Annotated in this window: 19 protein-coding genes; 11 read left to right on the plus strand and 8 right to left on the minus strand. The window is 74.4% G+C overall.

All coding sequences use genetic code 11. The features are described 5' to 3' along the window. The first annotated feature begins 29 nt into the window (after positions 1-29). The 3 genes from ACFY7E_RS19050 (at position 30) to ACFY7E_RS19060 (ending at position 4,610) form a co-directional block, all read left to right on the plus strand. Positions 30-707: a hypothetical protein gene (locus ACFY7E_RS19050; RefSeq protein WP_389486540.1), complete on the plus strand. Its 678-nt coding sequence runs from the start codon at positions 30-32 to the stop codon at positions 705-707. Positions 708-845: 138 nt separating this feature from the next. Then, on the plus strand, positions 846-1,895 hold the full coding sequence (locus tag ACFY7E_RS19055) for a hypothetical protein (protein ID WP_389486282.1): 1,050 nt from the start codon (positions 846-848) through the stop codon (positions 1,893-1,895). A 312-nt stretch (positions 1,896-2,207) separates the two neighbouring features. Continuing rightward, the gene (locus ACFY7E_RS19060; protein ID WP_389486283.1) at positions 2,208-4,610 is read left to right on the plus strand and encodes a SpoIIE family protein phosphatase; all 2,403 of its coding nucleotides are present in this window, start codon (positions 2,208-2,210) and stop codon (positions 4,608-4,610) included. A gap of 93 nt (positions 4,611-4,703) precedes the next feature. On the opposite strand, the gene ACFY7E_RS19065 is transcribed toward ACFY7E_RS19060, so the two are convergent. Next, positions 4,704-5,063, minus strand: coding sequence for a serine protease inhibitor (locus tag ACFY7E_RS19065; protein ID WP_389486530.1), 360 nt, complete (start codon positions 5,061-5,063; stop codon positions 4,704-4,706). Positions 5,064-5,237: 174 nt separating this feature from the next. Next, the gene (locus tag ACFY7E_RS19070) at positions 5,238-5,681 is read right to left on the minus strand and encodes a hypothetical protein (protein WP_389486285.1); all 444 of its coding nucleotides are present in this window, start codon (positions 5,679-5,681) and stop codon (positions 5,238-5,240) included. Positions 5,682-5,737: 56 nt separating this feature from the next. Between ACFY7E_RS19070 and ACFY7E_RS19075 the strand changes: the two genes are divergently transcribed. Next, positions 5,738-6,319, plus strand: coding sequence for a CGNR zinc finger domain-containing protein (locus tag ACFY7E_RS19075; RefSeq protein ID WP_389486287.1), 582 nt, complete (start codon positions 5,738-5,740; stop codon positions 6,317-6,319). Between the two features lie 29 nt (positions 6,320-6,348). Here ACFY7E_RS19075 and ACFY7E_RS19080 read toward each other — a convergent pair whose 3' ends face one another. After that, positions 6,349-6,621, minus strand: coding sequence for a hypothetical protein (locus ACFY7E_RS19080; protein ID WP_389486289.1), 273 nt, complete (start codon positions 6,619-6,621; stop codon positions 6,349-6,351). A 329-nt stretch (positions 6,622-6,950) separates the two neighbouring features. Here ACFY7E_RS19080 and ACFY7E_RS19085 point away from each other — a divergent pair, with 329 nt between their 5' ends. After that, positions 6,951-8,006, plus strand: coding sequence for a mechanosensitive ion channel family protein (locus ACFY7E_RS19085; RefSeq protein ID WP_389486291.1), 1,056 nt, complete (start codon positions 6,951-6,953; stop codon positions 8,004-8,006). Positions 8,007-8,183: 177 nt separating this feature from the next. Here ACFY7E_RS19085 and ligA read toward each other — a convergent pair whose 3' ends face one another. Continuing rightward, on the minus strand, positions 8,184-10,250 hold the full coding sequence (ligA, locus tag ACFY7E_RS19090) for an NAD-dependent DNA ligase LigA (RefSeq protein ID WP_389486293.1): 2,067 nt from the start codon (positions 10,248-10,250) through the stop codon (positions 8,184-8,186). 285 nt (positions 10,251-10,535) lie between these two features. On the opposite strand from ligA, the gene ACFY7E_RS19095 reads away from it, so the two are divergent. The 5 genes from ACFY7E_RS19095 (at position 10,536) to thpR (ending at position 15,571) form a co-directional block, all read left to right on the plus strand. Further along, complete coding sequence (locus tag ACFY7E_RS19095; RefSeq protein ID WP_389486295.1) at positions 10,536-11,438, plus strand: peptidoglycan-binding protein; 903 nt, start codon at positions 10,536-10,538, stop codon at positions 11,436-11,438. A 73-nt stretch (positions 11,439-11,511) separates the two neighbouring features. After that, complete coding sequence (locus ACFY7E_RS19100) at positions 11,512-12,948, plus strand: choice-of-anchor A family protein (protein WP_389486297.1); 1,437 nt, start codon at positions 11,512-11,514, stop codon at positions 12,946-12,948. A gap of 332 nt (positions 12,949-13,280) precedes the next feature. After that, positions 13,281-14,570, plus strand: coding sequence for a cytochrome P450 (locus tag ACFY7E_RS19105; protein ID WP_389486299.1), 1,290 nt, complete (start codon positions 13,281-13,283; stop codon positions 14,568-14,570). A 13-nt stretch (positions 14,571-14,583) separates the two neighbouring features. Beyond that, entirely contained in the window at positions 14,584-14,793 is a 210-nt protein-coding gene (locus tag ACFY7E_RS19110) for a ferredoxin (RefSeq protein ID WP_383439828.1), read from the plus strand. 229 nt (positions 14,794-15,022) lie between these two features. After that, positions 15,023-15,571, plus strand: a complete 549-nt coding sequence (thpR, locus tag ACFY7E_RS19115; RefSeq protein WP_389486300.1) for an RNA 2',3'-cyclic phosphodiesterase — start codon at positions 15,023-15,025, stop codon at positions 15,569-15,571. 52 nt (positions 15,572-15,623) lie between these two features. Here the strand turns inward: thpR and ACFY7E_RS19120 are convergent, their stop codons facing one another. Next, positions 15,624-16,154 carry a hypothetical protein gene (locus tag ACFY7E_RS19120; protein WP_389486302.1) on the minus strand — a complete coding sequence of 177 codons (531 nt, stop codon included), beginning with the start codon at positions 16,152-16,154 and terminating at the stop codon, positions 15,624-15,626. Between the two features lie 56 nt (positions 16,155-16,210). On the opposite strand from ACFY7E_RS19120, the gene ACFY7E_RS19125 reads away from it, so the two are divergent. After that, positions 16,211-16,339: a hypothetical protein gene (locus ACFY7E_RS19125; protein ID WP_389486304.1), complete on the plus strand. Its 129-nt coding sequence runs from the start codon at positions 16,211-16,213 to the stop codon at positions 16,337-16,339. A gap of 89 nt (positions 16,340-16,428) precedes the next feature. On the opposite strand, the gene ACFY7E_RS19130 is transcribed toward ACFY7E_RS19125, so the two are convergent. The 3 genes from ACFY7E_RS19130 to ACFY7E_RS19140 all read right to left on the minus strand — a co-directional run bounded on the left by ACFY7E_RS19130 (position 16,429) and on the right by ACFY7E_RS19140 (position 17,874). Then, a complete protein-coding gene (locus ACFY7E_RS19130; protein ID WP_389486306.1) occupies positions 16,429-16,920 on the minus strand; it encodes a MarR family winged helix-turn-helix transcriptional regulator in 492 nt (163 codons plus the stop codon). A 78-nt stretch (positions 16,921-16,998) separates the two neighbouring features. Beyond that, on the minus strand, positions 16,999-17,502 hold the full coding sequence (locus ACFY7E_RS19135) for a GNAT family N-acetyltransferase (protein WP_389486308.1): 504 nt from the start codon (positions 17,500-17,502) through the stop codon (positions 16,999-17,001). 24 nt (positions 17,503-17,526) lie between these two features. Next, a complete protein-coding gene (locus ACFY7E_RS19140; RefSeq protein WP_389486310.1) occupies positions 17,527-17,874 on the minus strand; it encodes a DUF3817 domain-containing protein in 348 nt (115 codons plus the stop codon). Position 17,875: the final 1 nt, after the last annotated feature.

Here is a 17,875-nt window from a genome sequence, read left to right on the forward strand (position 1 = left end):
TCGACCAGTGGTTTTCAGGGGGAACGCACATGGAGATCAGAAAGGGCTGTCTCGCGGCGGGCGTCGTCGCCGCGCTGCTCGTGGGTGCGGGCGCCTGCACGTCCGACGGCGGCGAGCCGGTGGCCGAGGCCGCGCCGACGGCCGAGCACGCCTGTGAGAACGGCACCTACGCGTGGTTCAACGTGGACAGGCGGGACGTCCTGACCGGCGTCGCCGAGCAGCAGAAGCTGGGCAAGGGGGGCGGCGCGCTCACGCACGAGGTGACCCCGCTCCACACACCGCGCGTCGCGGTCGCCTTCGAGGAGGGACCGGCGATCGACGCCAAGGCCGTGCTCCGCTCGCTGGGCACCCGCACCGGGGACGTCGACGGCGCCGACGACGACGCCGGGTTCACCGACGCGCACAGGCCCGCCCCGGACCCCCGGACGGTCGGCACCGAGATGGACGGCGCCGGAACCTTCGTGAACTACTCCTGGGTGAAGCAGGTCGTCGCCGACTTCACGTACACCTGCGGGACCGCCGGACGGACGACGGGCCGCGCGACCAGCTGGGTCGTCGACGGCTCGGGGGTCCTGGAGTGCTCCCTGCCCGTCGAGGGCGCGCGGGAGGGCGATCCGGCCCTGGCGGCGGCGCGCTTCTCCTGCGGCCCCCACGCCCCGGCCGCGAAGCCCGGCAAGGGCCCGGTCTCGCGTCCGGCCTCCTCGTGAACGGGGTTCTCCCCGGCGGACGGGACCCCGGTCACCGGCCGGTGCCGGACCACGCGGTGCCAAGCGGCTCCGGGGCCGGGGCCTCCGCCCCGCCCCGCCGATAACCTCGGCCGGACAACAGACGTACAGGGGGGTGTCGTGAGCGAGGTGCTCTACGGCGAGCAGTCGTGGAATCCACTGGCACGGGTCGTCGTGCTGACCGGGGAGGGTCTGCGCAGGGGCGGCAGGACCACGCCCCTGGAGGAGCTGAACCTGGCCGCCACGGCCGAGGCCTTCCTGCGCGGCCGGTGGCTCGGGGGCGGCGGGGCGGAACGTCCGCTGGAGCGGCTGCCGGAAGGGGCCGGTGTCGTCCCGGTCACTCGGGTCACCGGCAGCAGCGCCCCGGTGAGGGCGCGCCGGGCCGCCGAGTTCGCCCGCGCCCTGGGCGAGCTGGCGGTACGGCGGTGCGGCGGGCCGGAGCGGGTGGCCGAGCTGGCGGCCCGGGCCCGGGCCGACGACGTACCGCTGTGGATGGCGCGGCGGTACGCGGAGGGGCCCGCCGGGCCGATAGGCGTCGTCGTGGACCGGCGCCTGGTGCGCGTGGACGTGTTCGGCGCGCACGCTCCCGCCGTACGGCTCCGGGCGCCCCACGGCTTCCGGGCCGACTCCACCGACCCGTCGAAGGGCCTGCGTCTGACCGTCGGCGACACCGCGGCCCGGCTCGTCCTCACCAAGAAGCTGCGCAAGTCCAGGAGTTCGGTGGAGATGTGGCTGCCCGGACGGCACTGGGCGCTGCGGCGGGAGAACTCGGGGAGTTCCTGGCTGCTGCGCGACGAGCGGCGCGTCGCCCTGCTGACCCGGCTCCCGTCCCGGCCGGTGCTCGAACCGGGCACGGTCCTGCTGCCGCTCGCCCCGGTGCGGTACGAGACCTCCGACCCGCTGGACGCCGCCGTGGCGCACGCCTTCGCCACCGCCTTCGGCCTCGGAGACACGACGGGCTCGGCCCGCTTCCGGTCGCGGCGGGCCCCGGTGGACGGGGAACCGGTCGCCGTCGACGAGTGGTGGGACCGCCCCTGGTTCAGCAACCTCGGCGGCGGGGGCGAGGACAACGAACCCGGCGGCAACGACGGCTGGGGATCGGACGGCGGCGACGGGGGCGGAGGCGGGAGCGACGGCGGGGGTGACGGCGGAGGCGGGGGCGGGGACTAGAGCCTGTCCGACGTGACCGGCGGGCAGCTTCCCGGGAGGGAGTACGGCGGGCCCCGGCCGGGGGTGGCCCCGGGCCGTCCTTCCGGCTCTTTCGGCCCAGCGCGGCCGGGGCGGCGGTGCGCGCGGCCCTGGGCCGGACCGGTGGGGCCACGGGCGGCGGCGCACCGGCGCGGGCCGCGGCCGGGGCGGGTCCGGCCGACTGGCGGGCGGGGCATGCGGAGGGATGATGGAGATCCGGCCCCACGCAGCAGGGGGCCCGGCGTGGCCTGGAGGAAACGCTCGAGGCGAGCCCGCGCGGGAGTGCCGTGTCGTGTGAGGGAGGCAGAGCACGAGGTGGACGACGAGATCCCGCCCTTCGCACCGGAATACCGGGGGCTGCCCTTCGCCGGTGAGGCCGCGGGGGCGCTGCTCGACTCCGGGGGCCGGATCATCGGATGGACGCGCGCTGCGGAGGAGCTGCTCTCCCTGTCCGCCGACCGGGCCTGCGGGCGGCACATCGGGGAACTGCTCAAGGATCCGGACACCCGGCGCGTGCCGCCGTCCGACCGGTGGCCGGAGGCCTGGTCCGGTGTGGCCGTGGCACTCACGGGCACCGGCGGGGAGGTGCGGGTCGACTTCCAGGTCCTGCCGCTCACGGACGACGGCGCGTGCGCCGGGGCGTCCCGGTACTTCGTGCTCGCGGCCCCGGAGGGGACGGCGGCCCGGTGGCGGCAGGACCAGGCGTTCACCACGGAGCTGTTCCTCCAGGACCGGCTCGGCCTGGCCGTCTTCGACCTGGACCTGCGGCTGGTCAGGACCAACACCCACCTCCTCCCGTACACCGGGCTCGCGCCGGACCTGCGCGGCCGGCGTCTCATGGACTTCCTGTACGCCGAGGACGCGGCGGCCGTCGAGCGGCTGCTGCGCGAGGTGCTGCGGACCGGGCTGCCGCTCGTGCGGGCGGAGGAGACGGTCCGCACCCTGGAGGAGCCCGGGGGCGGGGCGGTGATGGCCATCTCGGCGTTCCGGCTGCAGGCGCCCGACGGGCAGGTGTTCGGGGTGACCGCGCTGTTCACCGACGTCACCGAGCTGCGCCGCACCAGTGAGCGGCTGTCCGTGCTGCACCGCGTGACCGCGGCCGTCGGCGGCTCGCTGTCGGTCGTCGGCACCGCCGAGGACCTGGCGGCGGCGCTCGTGCCGGCGGTGGGCGACCACTCCGTGGTGGAGATCGCGGAGGAGGTGTTCACCGGCGAGGAACCCACCCCCGCCCCGGACGGCAGCATGCCGCTGCGCCGGACCGCCGCGGCCGGGCACAGGACGGCGGAGGCGCCGCTCGACCACGTCGTCCTGGCCAGGCCCGACGCGCCCGCGAAGCCGGCCGACCCGCTCACCTCGATGACCGTCGCGCTGCGCGCCCGGGGCAGTGTCCTCGGGCGCGTGACCGTCCACCGCGACGCCGGGAAGCCGGCGTACGAGGCGGCCGACCTGCACCTGCTGCACGAGATCGCCGGGCACGCCGCGCTCGCCCTGGACAACGCCCGCCGCTACACCCGTGAGCACCGCGCGTCGGTGGGGCTCCAGCGCAGTCTGCTGCCGCCGTCGGAGGCCGAGAACGTCGCCGTGACCACCGCAGGGGTCTATCTGCCCGCCGACACCGGCACCGGCGTCGGCGGCGACTGGTTCGACGTCATCCCGCTCTCGTCCGCCCGGGTCGCCCTGGTCGCCGGCGACGTCGTCGGCCACGGCCTCGCCGCGACGGCGATGATGGGGCGGCTGCGGACCGCGGTCCGCACCCTCGCCGACCTCGACCTGGAGCCGGACGAGCTGCTCGTGCACCTCGACGACCTGGTCTCCCAGCTCGGCGTGGAGACCGACGGGAGCGAAGAGTCCGACGACGTGACGGGCGACCCGACGGGGCCCGCCCGGCCCCGGACCGATCCGATCGGCGCGACCTGTCTGTACGCGATCTACGACCCGGTGTCCCGGCGGTTCGCCATGGCCTCCGCCGGGCATCCGCCGCCGGCCGTGGCGGCCCCGGACGGGACCGTCGCCTTCGTCCCCGTGAACCCCGGGCCGCCCCTGGGCGTGAGCGGGCTGCCCTTCGAGATCGCCGAGGTCGACGTGGAGCCGGGGAGCATCCTCGCCCTCTACACCGACGGCCTGATCGAGAGCCGTGAGCACGACGTCGACGAGGGCATGGCCGACCTCGCACGGCGTCTCGCGGCGCCGGGGGTCTTCGACACGCCGCTGCGGAGGCTCGGGCGCGAGATCGTCGCCGGCCGTCCCGTCGACCACCTCACCGACGACATCACCCTGCTGCTCGCCCGTACGCGCGCGGTGCCGTCGTACGACCACGTCGTCTGGCCGGTGGCCGCCGATCCGGCCGCCGTGGCGGAGGTGCGCGGGGCCGCGGCCCGGCAGCTGGACGACTGGGGCCTCGCGGAGCTGGCCTTCACCACCGAGCTGGTCCTGAGCGAGCTGGTCACCAACGCCATCCGCTACGCCGGCGGTCCGGTCGAGGTACGGCTGATCCGGGCGGGCCGCCTGGTCTGCGAGGTCTCCGACCCGAGCGCCACCCAGCCCCGCATGCGCCGCGCCCTGCTCACCGACGAAGGGGGCCGGGGCCTGTACCTGGTCGCCCAGCTCACCACCCGGTGGGGCTGCCGCTACACGCGGCACGGCAAGACGATCTGGGCGGAGCAGGAGATGCCGGACGAGGTGGACGCGGCGCGGTAGCGGGCGGGGCGGAGGTCGATCCGGTGCCGGACCACGACGCGACCGGCCGGGCGCGGGAACCGGACCGGCCGGCGCGGGCCGGCGGGGCGGGCCCTAGCCGATGGTGGGGACCTGGGTGACGAGGCCGAAGGGGTTGTGGACGATCCGGACGCGGTTCTCCCTGTAGTCCATGGTGACCAGGGCGCCCTCGGGGACGTGCACGATCTCCAGGTCCGGCCGGTCCCGCAGGATCACCTTCTCGGCCCAGGCCTTCGGCAGCCCGAGGGTCTCGGGCCACCGGGCCTTCGTCCCGGCGGGGTCCGTCGTGCGGGCACCGGGCAGGGCGGTCGCGTCGAGAACGGCGGGGACCGCGATGGCGGTGGCGGTGGCGTCGGCGGTTCCGGGGGCCGCGGTGGCGACGGCCGGAGGGATCAGGGCGGTGGCGGAGGCGGCGGCGAGGGCCGCCAGGAGCATCTTCTTCACGCCCGGCAGAACGATTCACCCCTCCGGCGGTCACCGCGGACAGGCTTTCGGTCACCGGTACGGCCCACATGCGTACGCGACCCTGTCGGCTCTCCACCCGGTTCCGGGTGTCCGTGCCGTGAACGCGTTCCGGCGGAAGGACGCCCGGCACTCGCCCGTACGCGCTCACCCGGGGGCCGCGCCGAACGTCATGGCGTCGAGGGCGTTGGCCCGGGCCAGGCGGTCGCCCCGTACGACGGCGGGCAGTTGGGCCGTCCATCCGCCCGACAGGGCCGGCCCGAGCAGCCCCGTCAGTACGGCGGCGGCGAGGGTGAGCGCGAACGGCAGCCGGTCGAGTCCCACGAGGACCGTCGTCAGGCCCGCCGCGTACAGGGCGAGGGCCGCCGCCAGCGGGCGGCCCGGCCGGTCCGCCCGGTCGAGGAGCGACCCGAGCACCGGGCCTCCCAGCACGGCGGAGACCGTGATGCCCGCGAGCAGCAGCGACGCGTCGGCGGCCGACCCGGTCAGGGCGAACCCCGCCAGCATCAACGCCGGTCCCGACATCTCGTCTCCGGTGCGGGCCACCGCCGCTCCGGCGAGGTGGGCGGGGAAGGAGTAACGCCTCTTCATCGGAAGGACGTTACGGAGGTAACTCAAAACCTGGCAACGTGCGTTACATTCCTCCGGTGCCCCCCTCCATCGACGACCGGTCCGCCCTTTCCTCCGTGCAGGCCGCCGCGCGGCGGACCGCCGCCCTGGTCAACGCCCTCTCCGAGGACTCCCCCGACCCGGCCGAGGTCGCCGGGGTGCTCCGTGCGTACGGTGAGGCCGAGTCCCTCGGCCTCACCGCCCACGACGTCGCCGGAATGCGCGTGGCGGCCGCGCTGCTGCGGGACGTCTTCGCCGCCGAGGACACCGACGGGGCCGCCGCCGCCCTCAACCACCTTCTGCGGGAGCGCACGGGGCCCCTCCGGCTCTCCTCCCACGGCGGCGACTCTCCCTGGCACCCGCACCTCGACACCGACGACGACGCGCCCTGGGACGAGTGGCTCCTCGCCTCGTCGTGCATGGCCCTGACCGTCCTCCTGTGGGACCGCCGGCGCCCGCCGGGCGGGATCTGCGCCTCGTCGGGGTGCCGGAACGTCTTCCTCACCCAGGGCGGCGGGCAGGAGCGCCGCTACTGCTCCCGCCGGTGCGCGACCCGCGAACGGGTCGCGGCCCACCGGCGCTCGCGTACCGTCGGCCGGGAGGACGGGGCTTCGCGCTGAGCGCTCCCCGAGGCCCCCGGTTCCGTGGGTCAGGCCCGTGCCCGGGTGCGGTACCAGAGGAGCCCCTTCACCGCGTAGGCCGCGCCCACGCATGCCAGGCCGCACAGCACGAGGACGAACTCGCCGAAGGCGATGCCGACGAGGACCGCCAGGTTGCCGGCAGCGTCGAGCAGGCGCAGTCGGGCTTCGGTACGCCGTTCCGGTGCGGGGTCGCGCAGACGGCGCAGGACCGGGACGAGGGTGAGGAGTTGCAGGAGCGCCAGGGCGGCGACGAGCCAGCGGAACACGACGGGTACGTCCACGTGACGAAACGTACGTTCCCGTCGGTCATCACAAGTGGACGAGCGGTTAACTCGTTCCCGACTTCCGGGGTGACACGGCGGGTTCATTCCTGACGTCCTCCCCATCGGGCCGTGCAGCCGGACGCGGGCGGGTCGGTCTCGTGGCGGGGGCCCTGGATCCGCCCGGTTCGGACCTGCTCGTCGCGGGCGTCGGAGCCCCGCTCTACGGGATCGCCGAAGGGCCAGGTGGGGCGGCCCCGGGCCGGTGGCGGTCCGGCGGAATGTTTGGGGTGCCGGGCGACGGTCAGGCGTAATCGACGAACCTGTTCGACTCATCGACTGGGGAGCACATGGAGAGCGTTCTTCGGCTGGCGGCTTCCGTCGGCGGCTCGGCCCTCGTGGCGTTCGTCGTGGTCCGCGCGGTGGATCTGCTGGCCTGCCACGCGGACGCGCGGCACCACGAGACACCACTGTGGGGGCTGCTGCGCCGCTGCCGTACGCCGCTGTTCGTCGTCCTGCTGACCGCCCTGCTCCGCTGGACCTATCCGGCGTCGGCCGCGCCCGTACTGGAGGAGCACTCCCAAATGGTGCTCCACGTGCTGCTGCTGTGCCTGATAGGCGGCGGCGCCTGGCTGACGATCCGGGCGGCCTCGGCCGTCGTCGAGTCCTCGTACGCGCGCTACGCCGGGCGCGCGCGGGACGCCGCACGGCTGCGCCGGGTCCGTACGCAGGTCACGCTGATCACACGGGTGGTGGCGGTCGCCGTCGTGGTGCTCGCGGGCGCCGCCGCCCTCGTCACCTTCCCCTCCTTCCGCACCCTCGGCACGTCCCTGCTGGCCTCGGCCGGGATCATCGGCATCGTGGCCGGCGTGGCGGCGCAGTCGACGCTCGGCAACCTCTTCGCCGGTTTCCAGATCGCCTTCGGCGACATGGTCCGCATCGGGGACACGGTCGTCGTCGACGGCGAGTGGGGCCTCGTGGAGGAGGTGACGCTCACCTTCCTCACGGTCAGGACCTGGGACGAGCGCCGGGTGACGCTGCCGGTCTCGTACTTCACCTCGCGTCCGTTCGAGAACTGGTCGCGGGGCGGTGCCCAGATGACGGGTGCGGTCTTCGTCCACTGCGACCACTCCACACCCGTCGCGCTCATGCGGGCGCACCTGAGGGAGTTCCTCGCCGCCTGTTCGACCTGGGACGGGCGGGGCTGGGACCTGGCCGTCACCGACACGTCGCCGACCTCCATCACGGTCCGCGCGATCGTGACCGCCAAGGACGCCGACGACCTGTGGACGACCCGCTGCGCCGTACGGGAGGAACTCGTGCGCTGGCTGGCACGGGAGCACCCGGGCGCCCTGCCCCGGGTCGTGACCGCCTCCGCACCCGAGGAATCGGGCAAGGCGGCCTGACCGGACGCCGTCACCGGCCGAGCCGTGACATCGGCGACGCCGGAGACTCACGGTCCGGGCCGGTCCGGGCCGCAGTCGTCGGTCCGTTCCGGACGCGGCGGGTGCGTCCCTGTGCGATCTCCGGGCCGCCCGCACGGCGAGCAATGGTCCGGGCGGCCGTGCCCCGGGGGCCCGGGTTCAGTCCAGGTAGTCGGCGACCAGGACCGCGAAGTCCTCCGGGGTCAGCACCTCGACGCCCGCCTCCTGTGCCTTGACCGCCTTGGAGCTCGGTTTGCCGCTGGCCGTCGGGGCGGCGACCAGGAAGGCGGTCCGGGAGTTGACGCCGCTGCCCATGCGGCCGCCGGCCTTCTCGATGAGGGCGCCCATCTCGGAGCGTGCCCAGCCGTCGAGGGGGCCGGTCATCTTCCCGGTCACGACGACGGTCTTCCCGCTCAGCGGTCCCCCGACGGCGTCCTCGGCCTGCTCGGGCCGCGGCTCGGTCATGGTGACGCCGGCCGCGATCAGCTTGTCGATCACGGGAGCGAGCGCGGCGACCTGCTCGACCACGACCGGAGCCTTCTCCGGGCCTATGCCCTCGACGTCCTGGAGGGTGTCGGCGTCGGCCGCGCGGATGGCCTCCATCGTGCCGAAGTGGACGGCGATGCGCCGGGACATGCTGCGGCCGGTGCCGGGGACGCCGAGGGCGCAGAAGACGCGGCTGAGGGGGCGGGCCTTGGCGAGCCGGATCTGCTCGGCCAGTCCGGCGCCGCGCTTGGCGCTGCCGGAGGCGGTGGTGAGCTGCTCCTCGGTGAGGGTGAACAGGTCGGCGACGTCACCGACGTCACCGGAGGCGATCAGCGCGTCGACGTACTTCCTGCCGAGACCGTCGATGTCGAGGACGTCGCGGCCGGCGGCGTACTCGATGAGCGGGGCGAGCGCGCAGGCGGTGCCCTTCGCGCAGCGCCACCGCTCCTGGCTCTTGTCGATCCCGCCGCCGCAGTGGGGACACTCCCGGGGCAGCGGGACGGGGGCGGCGTCCCGCGGGCGGAGCTCGACGACGGCGGCCTGGACGCGCGGGATGATGTCGCCGGCCTTGTACACGGTCACGGTGTCGCCGATGTGGAGGTCGCGGCGGAGGATGTCGGCCGGGTTGTGGAGGGTGGCGCGGGTGACCGTGGAGCCGTCGAGTTCCACCGGGGCGAGCACCCCGGTGGGGGCGAGCACGCCCGTGCGGCCGACCTCCCAGAACACGTCCTGGAGGACGGTCTGCCGTTCGACGGCGGGGAGCTTGTAGGCGACGGCCCAGTGGGGGAAGCGGGTGCCGAAGCCGACCGCCGCCTGTTCGGTGGCGCTGTCGGCCTTGACGACGACGCCGTCGATGCCGAACGGCAGGCTCGCGCGCATCGCGGCGACGGCGTCGACCCGCTCCTGCGCCTCGTCGAGCGTGGCGACCACGTGCAGTCCGGCCGGGGTGTCCGCCGTGGTCCGCACCCCGGCCCGCGCGACGGCGGCGAGGGTCTCGGCGTGTCCGGCGCCGACGGGCAGGAAGGGCACACCGTCCAGTTCGACGGCGCCGTACGCCCAGAAGGTCATGGCGAGCCGGTACGGGCGGTCCTTCGCCCGCAGCGTGCCGGCCGTTCCGTTGCGGGGGTTGACGAAGACGGCGGCGCCGTGCGCGGCGCGTATCTCGTTCGCCGCCTCGAACTGCTCCTGGGTGAACAGGACTTCGCCCCTGGCTTCGAAGGTGGCGGGCACGGGCAGCTGCTCGGGGAGGCCCACGACGGTGCCGATGACATGGCTGACGTCCTCGCCGTGGGTGCCGTCGCCGCGCGTGACGATCTGCACGAGCCGGCCGTCGCGGTAGCGGGCGGCGACGGCCGCGCCGTCCATCTTCGGCTCGACGGTGAACCCGCCCACCGGCTCGTGCCCCAGGCGGCGCCGGAGCGACGCGCCCCAGGCCACGAGCTGTTCGGGAGCGAAGACGTTGTCGAGGCTGAGGAGGCGCGAGGTGTGGGCGACGTCGCCGGCGGGAGCGACACCGTCGGCGACCCGGTCCGTGGGTGAGTCCGGAGCGGTCTCGTCGGGGTGCTCCGCCTCCCAGTTCAGCACCGTCAGGCGCAGCCGGTCGTACGTGGCGTCGTCCATGAGGCTGTAGCCCGCGCCGTAGTAGGTGCGGGAGGCTTCGCGCAGACGCTGGACGGCGGCCTCGTACTCGGCGCGACCGGACATGCTGAAAGACGCCTCAACGGCGGAAACGTTCGTCATGGGAACATCCTTGCCCATGGGTCTGACAACGCCCGGGCCCTCGCGGCCGGTGGGCGGCGGCTCCCGGAAAGGCCGTCGGAACACGTCGCGTCGGCGGCCCGGAAGGCCGTACGGACCACCTTTCCATGTGACCTGCGTCACGCATTAAAAGTCCTTTAAGAAACAAGGTCTCGGAAGGGTCGATTCGTCCTTCTTTGGGAACAGTTGACGCTTGCTTTGAACAGCGGTCAACATCTCCACGACTTCGCCACACTTCCCTCGGCTTTACCTCGTCTGGAGCACGTGATGCGCAACAGGGCTGCCCCGACCACAGCGATCGCTTCCGTCGTTCACGACCCGGCGAGCGCGGAGCACCGGGGCGACCGCGTCTTCGGGAAGGTCGCCGAGCCGAGTCCGGACGGCAACGGGGCGCGGGGGCAGGACATCGAACTCTTCGACGTGACCGCCCGGTTGCCGAAGGTCCCCTCCGGGAGCAGGGGTCCCGCCCACGCGTCCCGACGGTCCCGGCACGCCCGTGCGACGGTTCCGGCGTGGCGGTCCATGCCGCTTCCCCTGATGCTCGCGGGTGCGCTCTCCGCGGGGCTCGGCGCCGCGGTGGCGGTGTGGTCCTCCGCCGGGCCCGACTCCGTACCGGCGTCGAACCCGTCCGTCTCGCTTCCCGAACTCGCCACGCGCGCCCCGTCCCCCGCCCGGGACACCGCCCCCGGGACTCCCCGGGGTCCCGGCGTGAGCACCGCGCGGACGACGCCGCCCGCCTCGTCCTCGACCGTCCCCTCCGTGTCAGGACCCCCGTCCTCCGGCGCCGCCACCGACTCCCCCACGGCCACGGCCGCCCCCACCACGGCCTCTCCGGCCACCCCGACGGCCACGTCGTCGCCGTCGCACCACCGCCACCGTTCCCCGCGCCCCGGCCGTGGCGAGGACGGCCGGGACGAGAACGGGTGGGACGAGGACCGGAGGGACGAGAACAGGCGGGGCGACGTCGCGCGGGGAAGCACCGGGCCCGGAGTCGTCGATCTCCAGCGGCGGCTCCAGCAGCTCCAGCTGTACCTGGGTCCGGCCGACGGCCTCTTCGGCGAGTCCGTGGAAGTGGCCCTGCGCCGCTACCAGGTGGCCCGGAACATCCCGCAGGAGAACGGGGTCTACGGCCCGCTCACCCGCGCCGTCCTGCGGGCCGAGACCGACTGAGGCCCCCTCCCCTCCTGTCCCCTGACCCCCTGGCCCTCACACCCCTCACAGGACATCGGAAAGGTTCACGTACATGAGCAACACCGGAAGAGCGCGCACGCGGCTGAGCAGCGCCGTGGCCGTCGGGATCGTCCTCGGCCTCACCACCGCGGGCAACGCCCCGGCCGTGCCCTTCGCCCCCGCGCCGGGCACCGCCCGGACCTGTCCGGCTCCCGGTGCGGAGCCCGGCATCGGTCACGAGCCGCGGTTCCTCGACGCCAACGTGGCCCTCTACGCCGGCGGCGACTACACCGCCGACGGCGCGACCGCCGAGGCCGAGGGCCTGCTCGTCATCGGCGGGAACGCCACCTTCGCCAAGGCGTCCGGCGGCGTCTTCAACGTGGGCCGGGTCGGAGCCGGTTCGGGCATCCTGCCGGACTCCGGAGCGGTCATGCTCTCCGTGGGCGGGGACCTCACGATCGCCGAGGGCACGCGGGTCGACGTCGGCCACGGCCTCACGGCCGGCCCCCGTTACGGCGGCGCCGTCCGCGTCGGGGGGAAGATCGACGAGAAGGGCGACCTGGAGACGAACGGCGGCAGCCGCTTCTCGGGGCTGGGCGCGCGGGGCGCCCTCACCCCGTACGACGCCTTCGGCGACACCCTGCGGGGCGAGTCGACGTCCCTGGGCGCGCTGAGGCCGACCGGTACGAGCGTGCGCTCGGGCGGCACCGTCACCTTCGAGGGCGTCGGCTCCGGCAGCCCGCAGGTGTTCGAGATCTCCGCCGGGAAGCTCGACGGAGCCTCGTCCTTCGACTTCCGGTCGATCCCCGACGGCGCCCCGGTCGTGGTGAACGTGACGGGCGGCAGCCCCGTCGGCATCTCCCCCCTGTCCGTCGGCTTCGACGGCGACCGGGTCGACGCGTACGAGTCCGCGCGCTTCGGGGAGGCCGCGTCCCGGATCCTCTACAACTTCGAGGCGTCCCCGGCGATCACCCTCGGCGGCGGCGGGAACTTCATGGGCTCGATCCTCGCGCCCAAGGCGTCCGCGGACCTGACGGCCAGTACGAACGGCCGCGTCTACGTCGGCGGCGACCTGCGGACCCACGGGACGGGCAACGAGACCCACAACTACCCGTGGAACGGCTCCTCGACCTTCGGCTGCAAGCCGGCGCCGGACGGTCCGGGCACCACACCCGCGCCGACGCCGACCTCCCCGCGGCCCGGCACCGAGCCCTCCGGCCCGGCACCCTCCACCACGCCTCCCACCGGCGACGGCACCGCGCCCGGCGCCCCGGAGACGACGGCGCCGGGGACCTCCGGGCCCTCCGCGCCGCCCACGGAGGACGCCTCCGCCCCCGCCGCGCCCGGCACGACGGCGCCCTCGCCGTCCGCGACCGGCCACGGCGACGGCTCGCTCGCGACCACGGGGGCGCAGTTCACCCCGTACACGGTGGCCGCCGGAGTCCTCGCCGCCGCGGGCGCCGGGATCCTGGTGCTCACCCGGCGCCGCCGGGTCCCCGGCCGGCACTGATTCCGGACCCGCCCGCCCCGGAGGGGGAACTCCCTTCCCGGGGCGGGCGGGTCGGTGCCCCGGAAGGGCGGTAGGGCGGTAGGGCGGTAGGGCGGTAGGGCGGATTATCGGCCACTCCTGACATCGGGTCGGGCGGGGTTTCCATGGTCCGACCGGACACCTCCCGTCCCCTGCTCGGGTGCTGCGAACCCGCAGGAACACGGGGAAGACGGAAGGTACGGGGCCATTCCGGTGGATTGGCCGAACTGTGCGTAGACCGGATAGGTGCCTGAGGCATGTAGTGGTGACGGAAGCGACGTCAGAGCCACCGATTCGCCCCTAGCGAGGCCCCCATGACGCAACCCGTGACACGGTCCGAGACGCAGTCCACTACTCGGTCCGAGACGCGGTCCGAGGCTCAATCCGAGACTCGGTCCGAGGCGGAGTCCGTGACACAGCCCGTGGCGTTCCCCCAGAGCCGCACCTGTCCCTACCACCCGCCCGCCGCCTATCCCCGCGCCGACGACGAGGGCCCGCTGTCGCGGGTGACCCTCTGGGACGGACGGGAGGTGTGGCTCGTCTCCGGCCACGCGACCGCCCGGGCGCTGCTCGCGGACCAGCGCCTGTCGACCGACTCCACGCGGGACGACTTCCCGCTGCCGACCGAGCGGGTGGCGGGCCTGCGCAGGCGGCGGCGCGCGGCGCTGCTCGGCTGGGACGACCCCGAGCACAACGTCCAGCGCCGGATGCTCATCCCGAGCTTCACCCTCAAGCGCGCCGAGCGCCTCCGGCCCCGCATCCAGGAGACCGTGGACCGGCTGCTCGACGCGATGGAGGCCCAGGGGCCGCCGGCCGAGCTGGTGAGCGCGTTCGCGCTGCCCGTGCCCTCGATCGTCATCTGCGACCTGCTCGGCGTGCCGTACGCGGACCACGACTTCTTCGAGGAGCAGTCGCGGCGGCTGCTGCGCGGGCCGACGGGCACGGACACCGAGGACGCGCTCGCCCGCCTCGAGGGTTACCTCGGCGACCTGATCGACCGGAAGCGGAGGGAGCCCGGCGAGGGCGTCCTCGACGACCTGGTGGCGCGCGGGGAGGCCGGGGACGGCGGGCCCGACCGGCAGGAACTGGTGCAGCTCGCCACGATCCTCCTCGTCGCGGGGCACGAGACCACGGCGAACATGATCTCCCTCGGCGCGTTCACGCTGCTGCGTCACCCGGAGCGGCTCGCCGAGCTGCGGGCCGATCCCGGGCTCGTGCCCGCCGCCGTGGAGGAGCTGCTGCGGTTCCTGTCCATCGCGGACGGGCTGCTGCGGGTCGCGCGCGAGGACGTCGACGTCGCCGGGACGGTGATCCGGGCGGGTGAGGGCGTGGTGTTCTCGACGTCCGTCATCAACCGGGACACCGCCGCCTACGGCGACCCGGACACCCTCGACTGGGAGCGCCCCGCCCGCCACCACGTGGCGTTCGGCTTCGGCATCCACCAGTGCCTGGGGCAGAATCTGGCCCGCGCGGAGCTGGAGATCGCGCTCGGGACGCTCCTGCGCCGGCTGCCGGGGCTGCGGCTCGCCGTCCCCGCCGAGGAGATCCCGTTCAAGCCGGGCGACACGATCCAGGGGATGCTCGAACTCCCCGTGACCTGGTGAGGGGGCGACACACGTGCGTGTCTCGATCGACGGGGACGTCTGCATCGGCGCCGGGCAGTGCGCCCTGACCTCGCCGGACGTCTTCACCCAGGACGACGACGGGTTCGGTACGGTCGTGCCGGGCCGGGAGGACGGCCGCGGGACGCTGGTCCGCGAGGCCGCCCGCGCCTGCCCCGTACAGGCGATCACCCTCGACGGCCCCGGCGGTGGCCCCGGGGCGTGAACCCGCGGGCCGCGCTCCGGTCCCGGGCCTCCGGGGCCGGCGCCGGTCGCGGCGCGCCGGCCGCGTACCCTCGCCTCGGAGCAGAGCGGGACGGCGAACGGTGAGCGGGGAACGGAACATGGGGGAAGGGCCCGGACCCGGTGGGGCCGGTGGGTCTGGTGAGTCCGACGGGTCTAGTGAGCCCGGCGGGTCCGGCGGGGACGTACGGGCGCGGTCCGCGACCGTACGCGTGTTCATCGCGCTCGCGCCGCCCGACGACGCGAAGGACGAGCTGGCCGACGCGCTGGGCCCGGCCTACGAGGCGTACCCGCGCATGCGGTGGAACCGCATCGAGGACTGGCACATCACGCTGGCGTTCCTCGGTGAGCTCCCGGTCGGGACCGTTCCGCTCCTCCGGCCGCCGCTCGCGGAACTCGCGGCCTCGCACCGGCCGGTCGAGCTGGCGCTGCGCGGCGGCGGGCACTTCGACGACCGGGTGCTGTGGAGCGGGATCGACGGGGACCTGGAGGGGCTGCACGGGCTCGCGGCCGGGGTCCGTGCCGTGGTCAAGGCGTGCGGGATCCCCTTCGAGGACCGGCCGTTGCGCCCGCATCTGACGCTGGCCCGCGCCCGCCGTACCGACACCGCCTCCGTGGCGGAGGCCGCCGCCGGACTCACCGGGTTCACCGGCCGCCGGTGGCGGGCCGGGCGACTGCACCTGGTCGGCAGCGACTTCGGGCGCGGCCCGGGGCCGATCCGCTACCGCGACATCGAGTCCTGGCCCTTCGACGGGGTCTGAGCCCGTTCCCCCGGAGGTGGGCGCTCACCGGCAGTCTCCCGGAGGTGCGCGCTCACCGGCCGTACATCCCCCGGCAGAGGTCGGCCGCGCCCATGGGCGCGTCGATCCGCTCGGCCTGTCGGCAGAGCCGGCGCAGCTCGGGCTGCCCGGCGGTGGTGGTGGACGGGCGGTTGCGGGTCCGGAGGTGTTGCTTCTTCTTCGAGGGGCGGGGGACGGCTCGCGTCCGTTTCTTCTTCGGCTTCTTCGGGTTCTTCGGGTTCTTCAGGTTCCTCGGTTTCTTCGCCGCCTCCGTCTTCTTCGGGGACTGGGAGGCGGCTCCCGTCCCGTTCTTCTCCGCCGTCGGCCGGTGGTGGGCGGGCGCTCGGGCGGCTTCGGTCCGGGGCTCCGTGGTGGCGAGCGCCTCGCGCGGGGCCGCCTGTACGGGGTCCGGCCGGGTCGGCAGTGGTGAGGGGCCGCGTTCGGCGGCCGGGGCGAGGGCGGCGGGGCGGTCAGGCCGGCCCGGGGCGGGTTCGTGCGAAACGGCCACGCAGCCGGTCGTGAGGAGCGCGACGATCAGGAGGTACGGGGTGCGGCGGGCGTGCATGGGGCCACGCTGCCCGAGCCCGTACGGGACGGGGAGGCGGCGCGGCCCGTATCACCGTGACGAGTGAACCGGCCCCGTGGGTGGACGGGGCCGGGCCGGACCGGGACGAGGACGCGCTCTTCGCGATCGGGGCCTTCGCCGTCCTGACGGTCGCGGCCGGGCCCCGGGCCTGCTGGTCACCATGACGCTGATCGCCGGGGTGCGTCCAGCCGTCCCGGTATGGCCGCCCGCCGGGGTGCGCCCGGTTCTCCCGGTGCCACCCGCCGGGCCCCTCTCAGGACTCTCCCGCTCCCTCGACGTTGGCGATCATCGTGCGCAGCACCTTGAGCGCGGCCACGTACTCCTCGTCGTCGATGCCCCGGTGGACCTCGGCGCGCAGTTCGGTGGCCAGTTCGCGCAGTCGGGATCTGGCCGCCTCCCCGGTCTCGGTGAGGTGCAGGTTCCCTGCGGCATCGGTCCGGAGCCAGCCGCGGTGGAGCAGTTGGCCGACGGTCCGGGAGATCTCGTGCCGTCCGCCCGCGAGGGGGGCCAGTTGGGCGATCACCTCTTCGACGCTCGGCACCGCGGGCCCGCCGTTCACCCGGTTGAGCACCCAGTACTGGGGCTGGGTGACGTCGATCCGGGCCATGGCGTCGCGCAGGTGCCGGGTCACGGCCTCGTGCACGCGGCCGCTCCAGTAACCGATGGGCTGATGGGCGAGCACGTCGTCCGTGGCGGCCGGATCGGCCGGTGCCTGGTCGGTGGTGCTGTCGCTCGATAAGTTCATGATCACAAAGCTATCCTCCCGTCGCGCTCGTGAACACCGTCGGATGCCGGAACCCCGCTCCGCGAACCGGCACGCGCCTCACGGCAACGCACGCGTGAGCCAAGCCACTTCGCCGTTCTCCTCCATGGAGACGCGGTCCCGCTCGAACCCGAGCTTCTCGAGGACGCGGAGCGACGGTCCGTTCCACGTGCCGACGGTCGACCAGAGCCGCTTCCGTCCGGTCGCCGCGGCGGCGTCGAGCACCGCGGCGGCGGCCTCGGTGGCGTAACCGCGTCCGTGCACGCGCTGGAACAGCTCGTACGCGATTTCGGGCTCCTCCAGGGTGGTGCGGCCGATGATCAGCCCGCAGTAGCCGATGAAGTCGCCCTCGTCGCGGCGCTGGACGGGCAGCAGGGCGATGCCCGTCTCCTCCGTCGCGGCGAGCAGCTTCGCGACGGCCGTCCGGATGCGTTCGACCGGAGGCGTCCCGTTGCCGCGTTCGGAGAGGAGGGCGCAGAACTCGGGGGCGTCCGACTCGGCCCACGGCCGCATGATCAGCCGCTCGGTCTCCAGGTGGTACGCCATCGTGTTGTAGGTGGACATGCCCCTACCCTGCCCCACGGGTCGTCACAGTCCGCGGCCGGGCGGGGCCGAGGGGCCGGACCGTAGAGACGGGGCCCGGCCGTACGATCGCCCGTCCGTTCCCGTCCCGGCGGTGCCGGCGCGGTCGGACCGTCGTAGCGCGAGCAGCCCTCCGACGCCCGGAACGAGGGCCAGTGCCTTGGCGGTGGCCGGGGCCCGTCGGAGACGCCAGGTCGCGATCACGACGAACAGGTAGGCGCAGCCGTGGGTGGGGCCCATAAGGGACGAGACGGGTGCGAGGTGGACGGTGAACGCGTTGGCCAGCATCACGATCAGCGAGATCAGCTCGACCCGGGCCGCGACGCGCAGGGAGCGGGGGTGGCGCGAGTCCATG

The sequence above is a fragment of the Streptomyces sp. NPDC012825 genome, assembly GCF_042900925.1.
Lineage (GTDB): Bacteria > Actinomycetota > Actinomycetes > Streptomycetales > Streptomycetaceae > Streptomyces.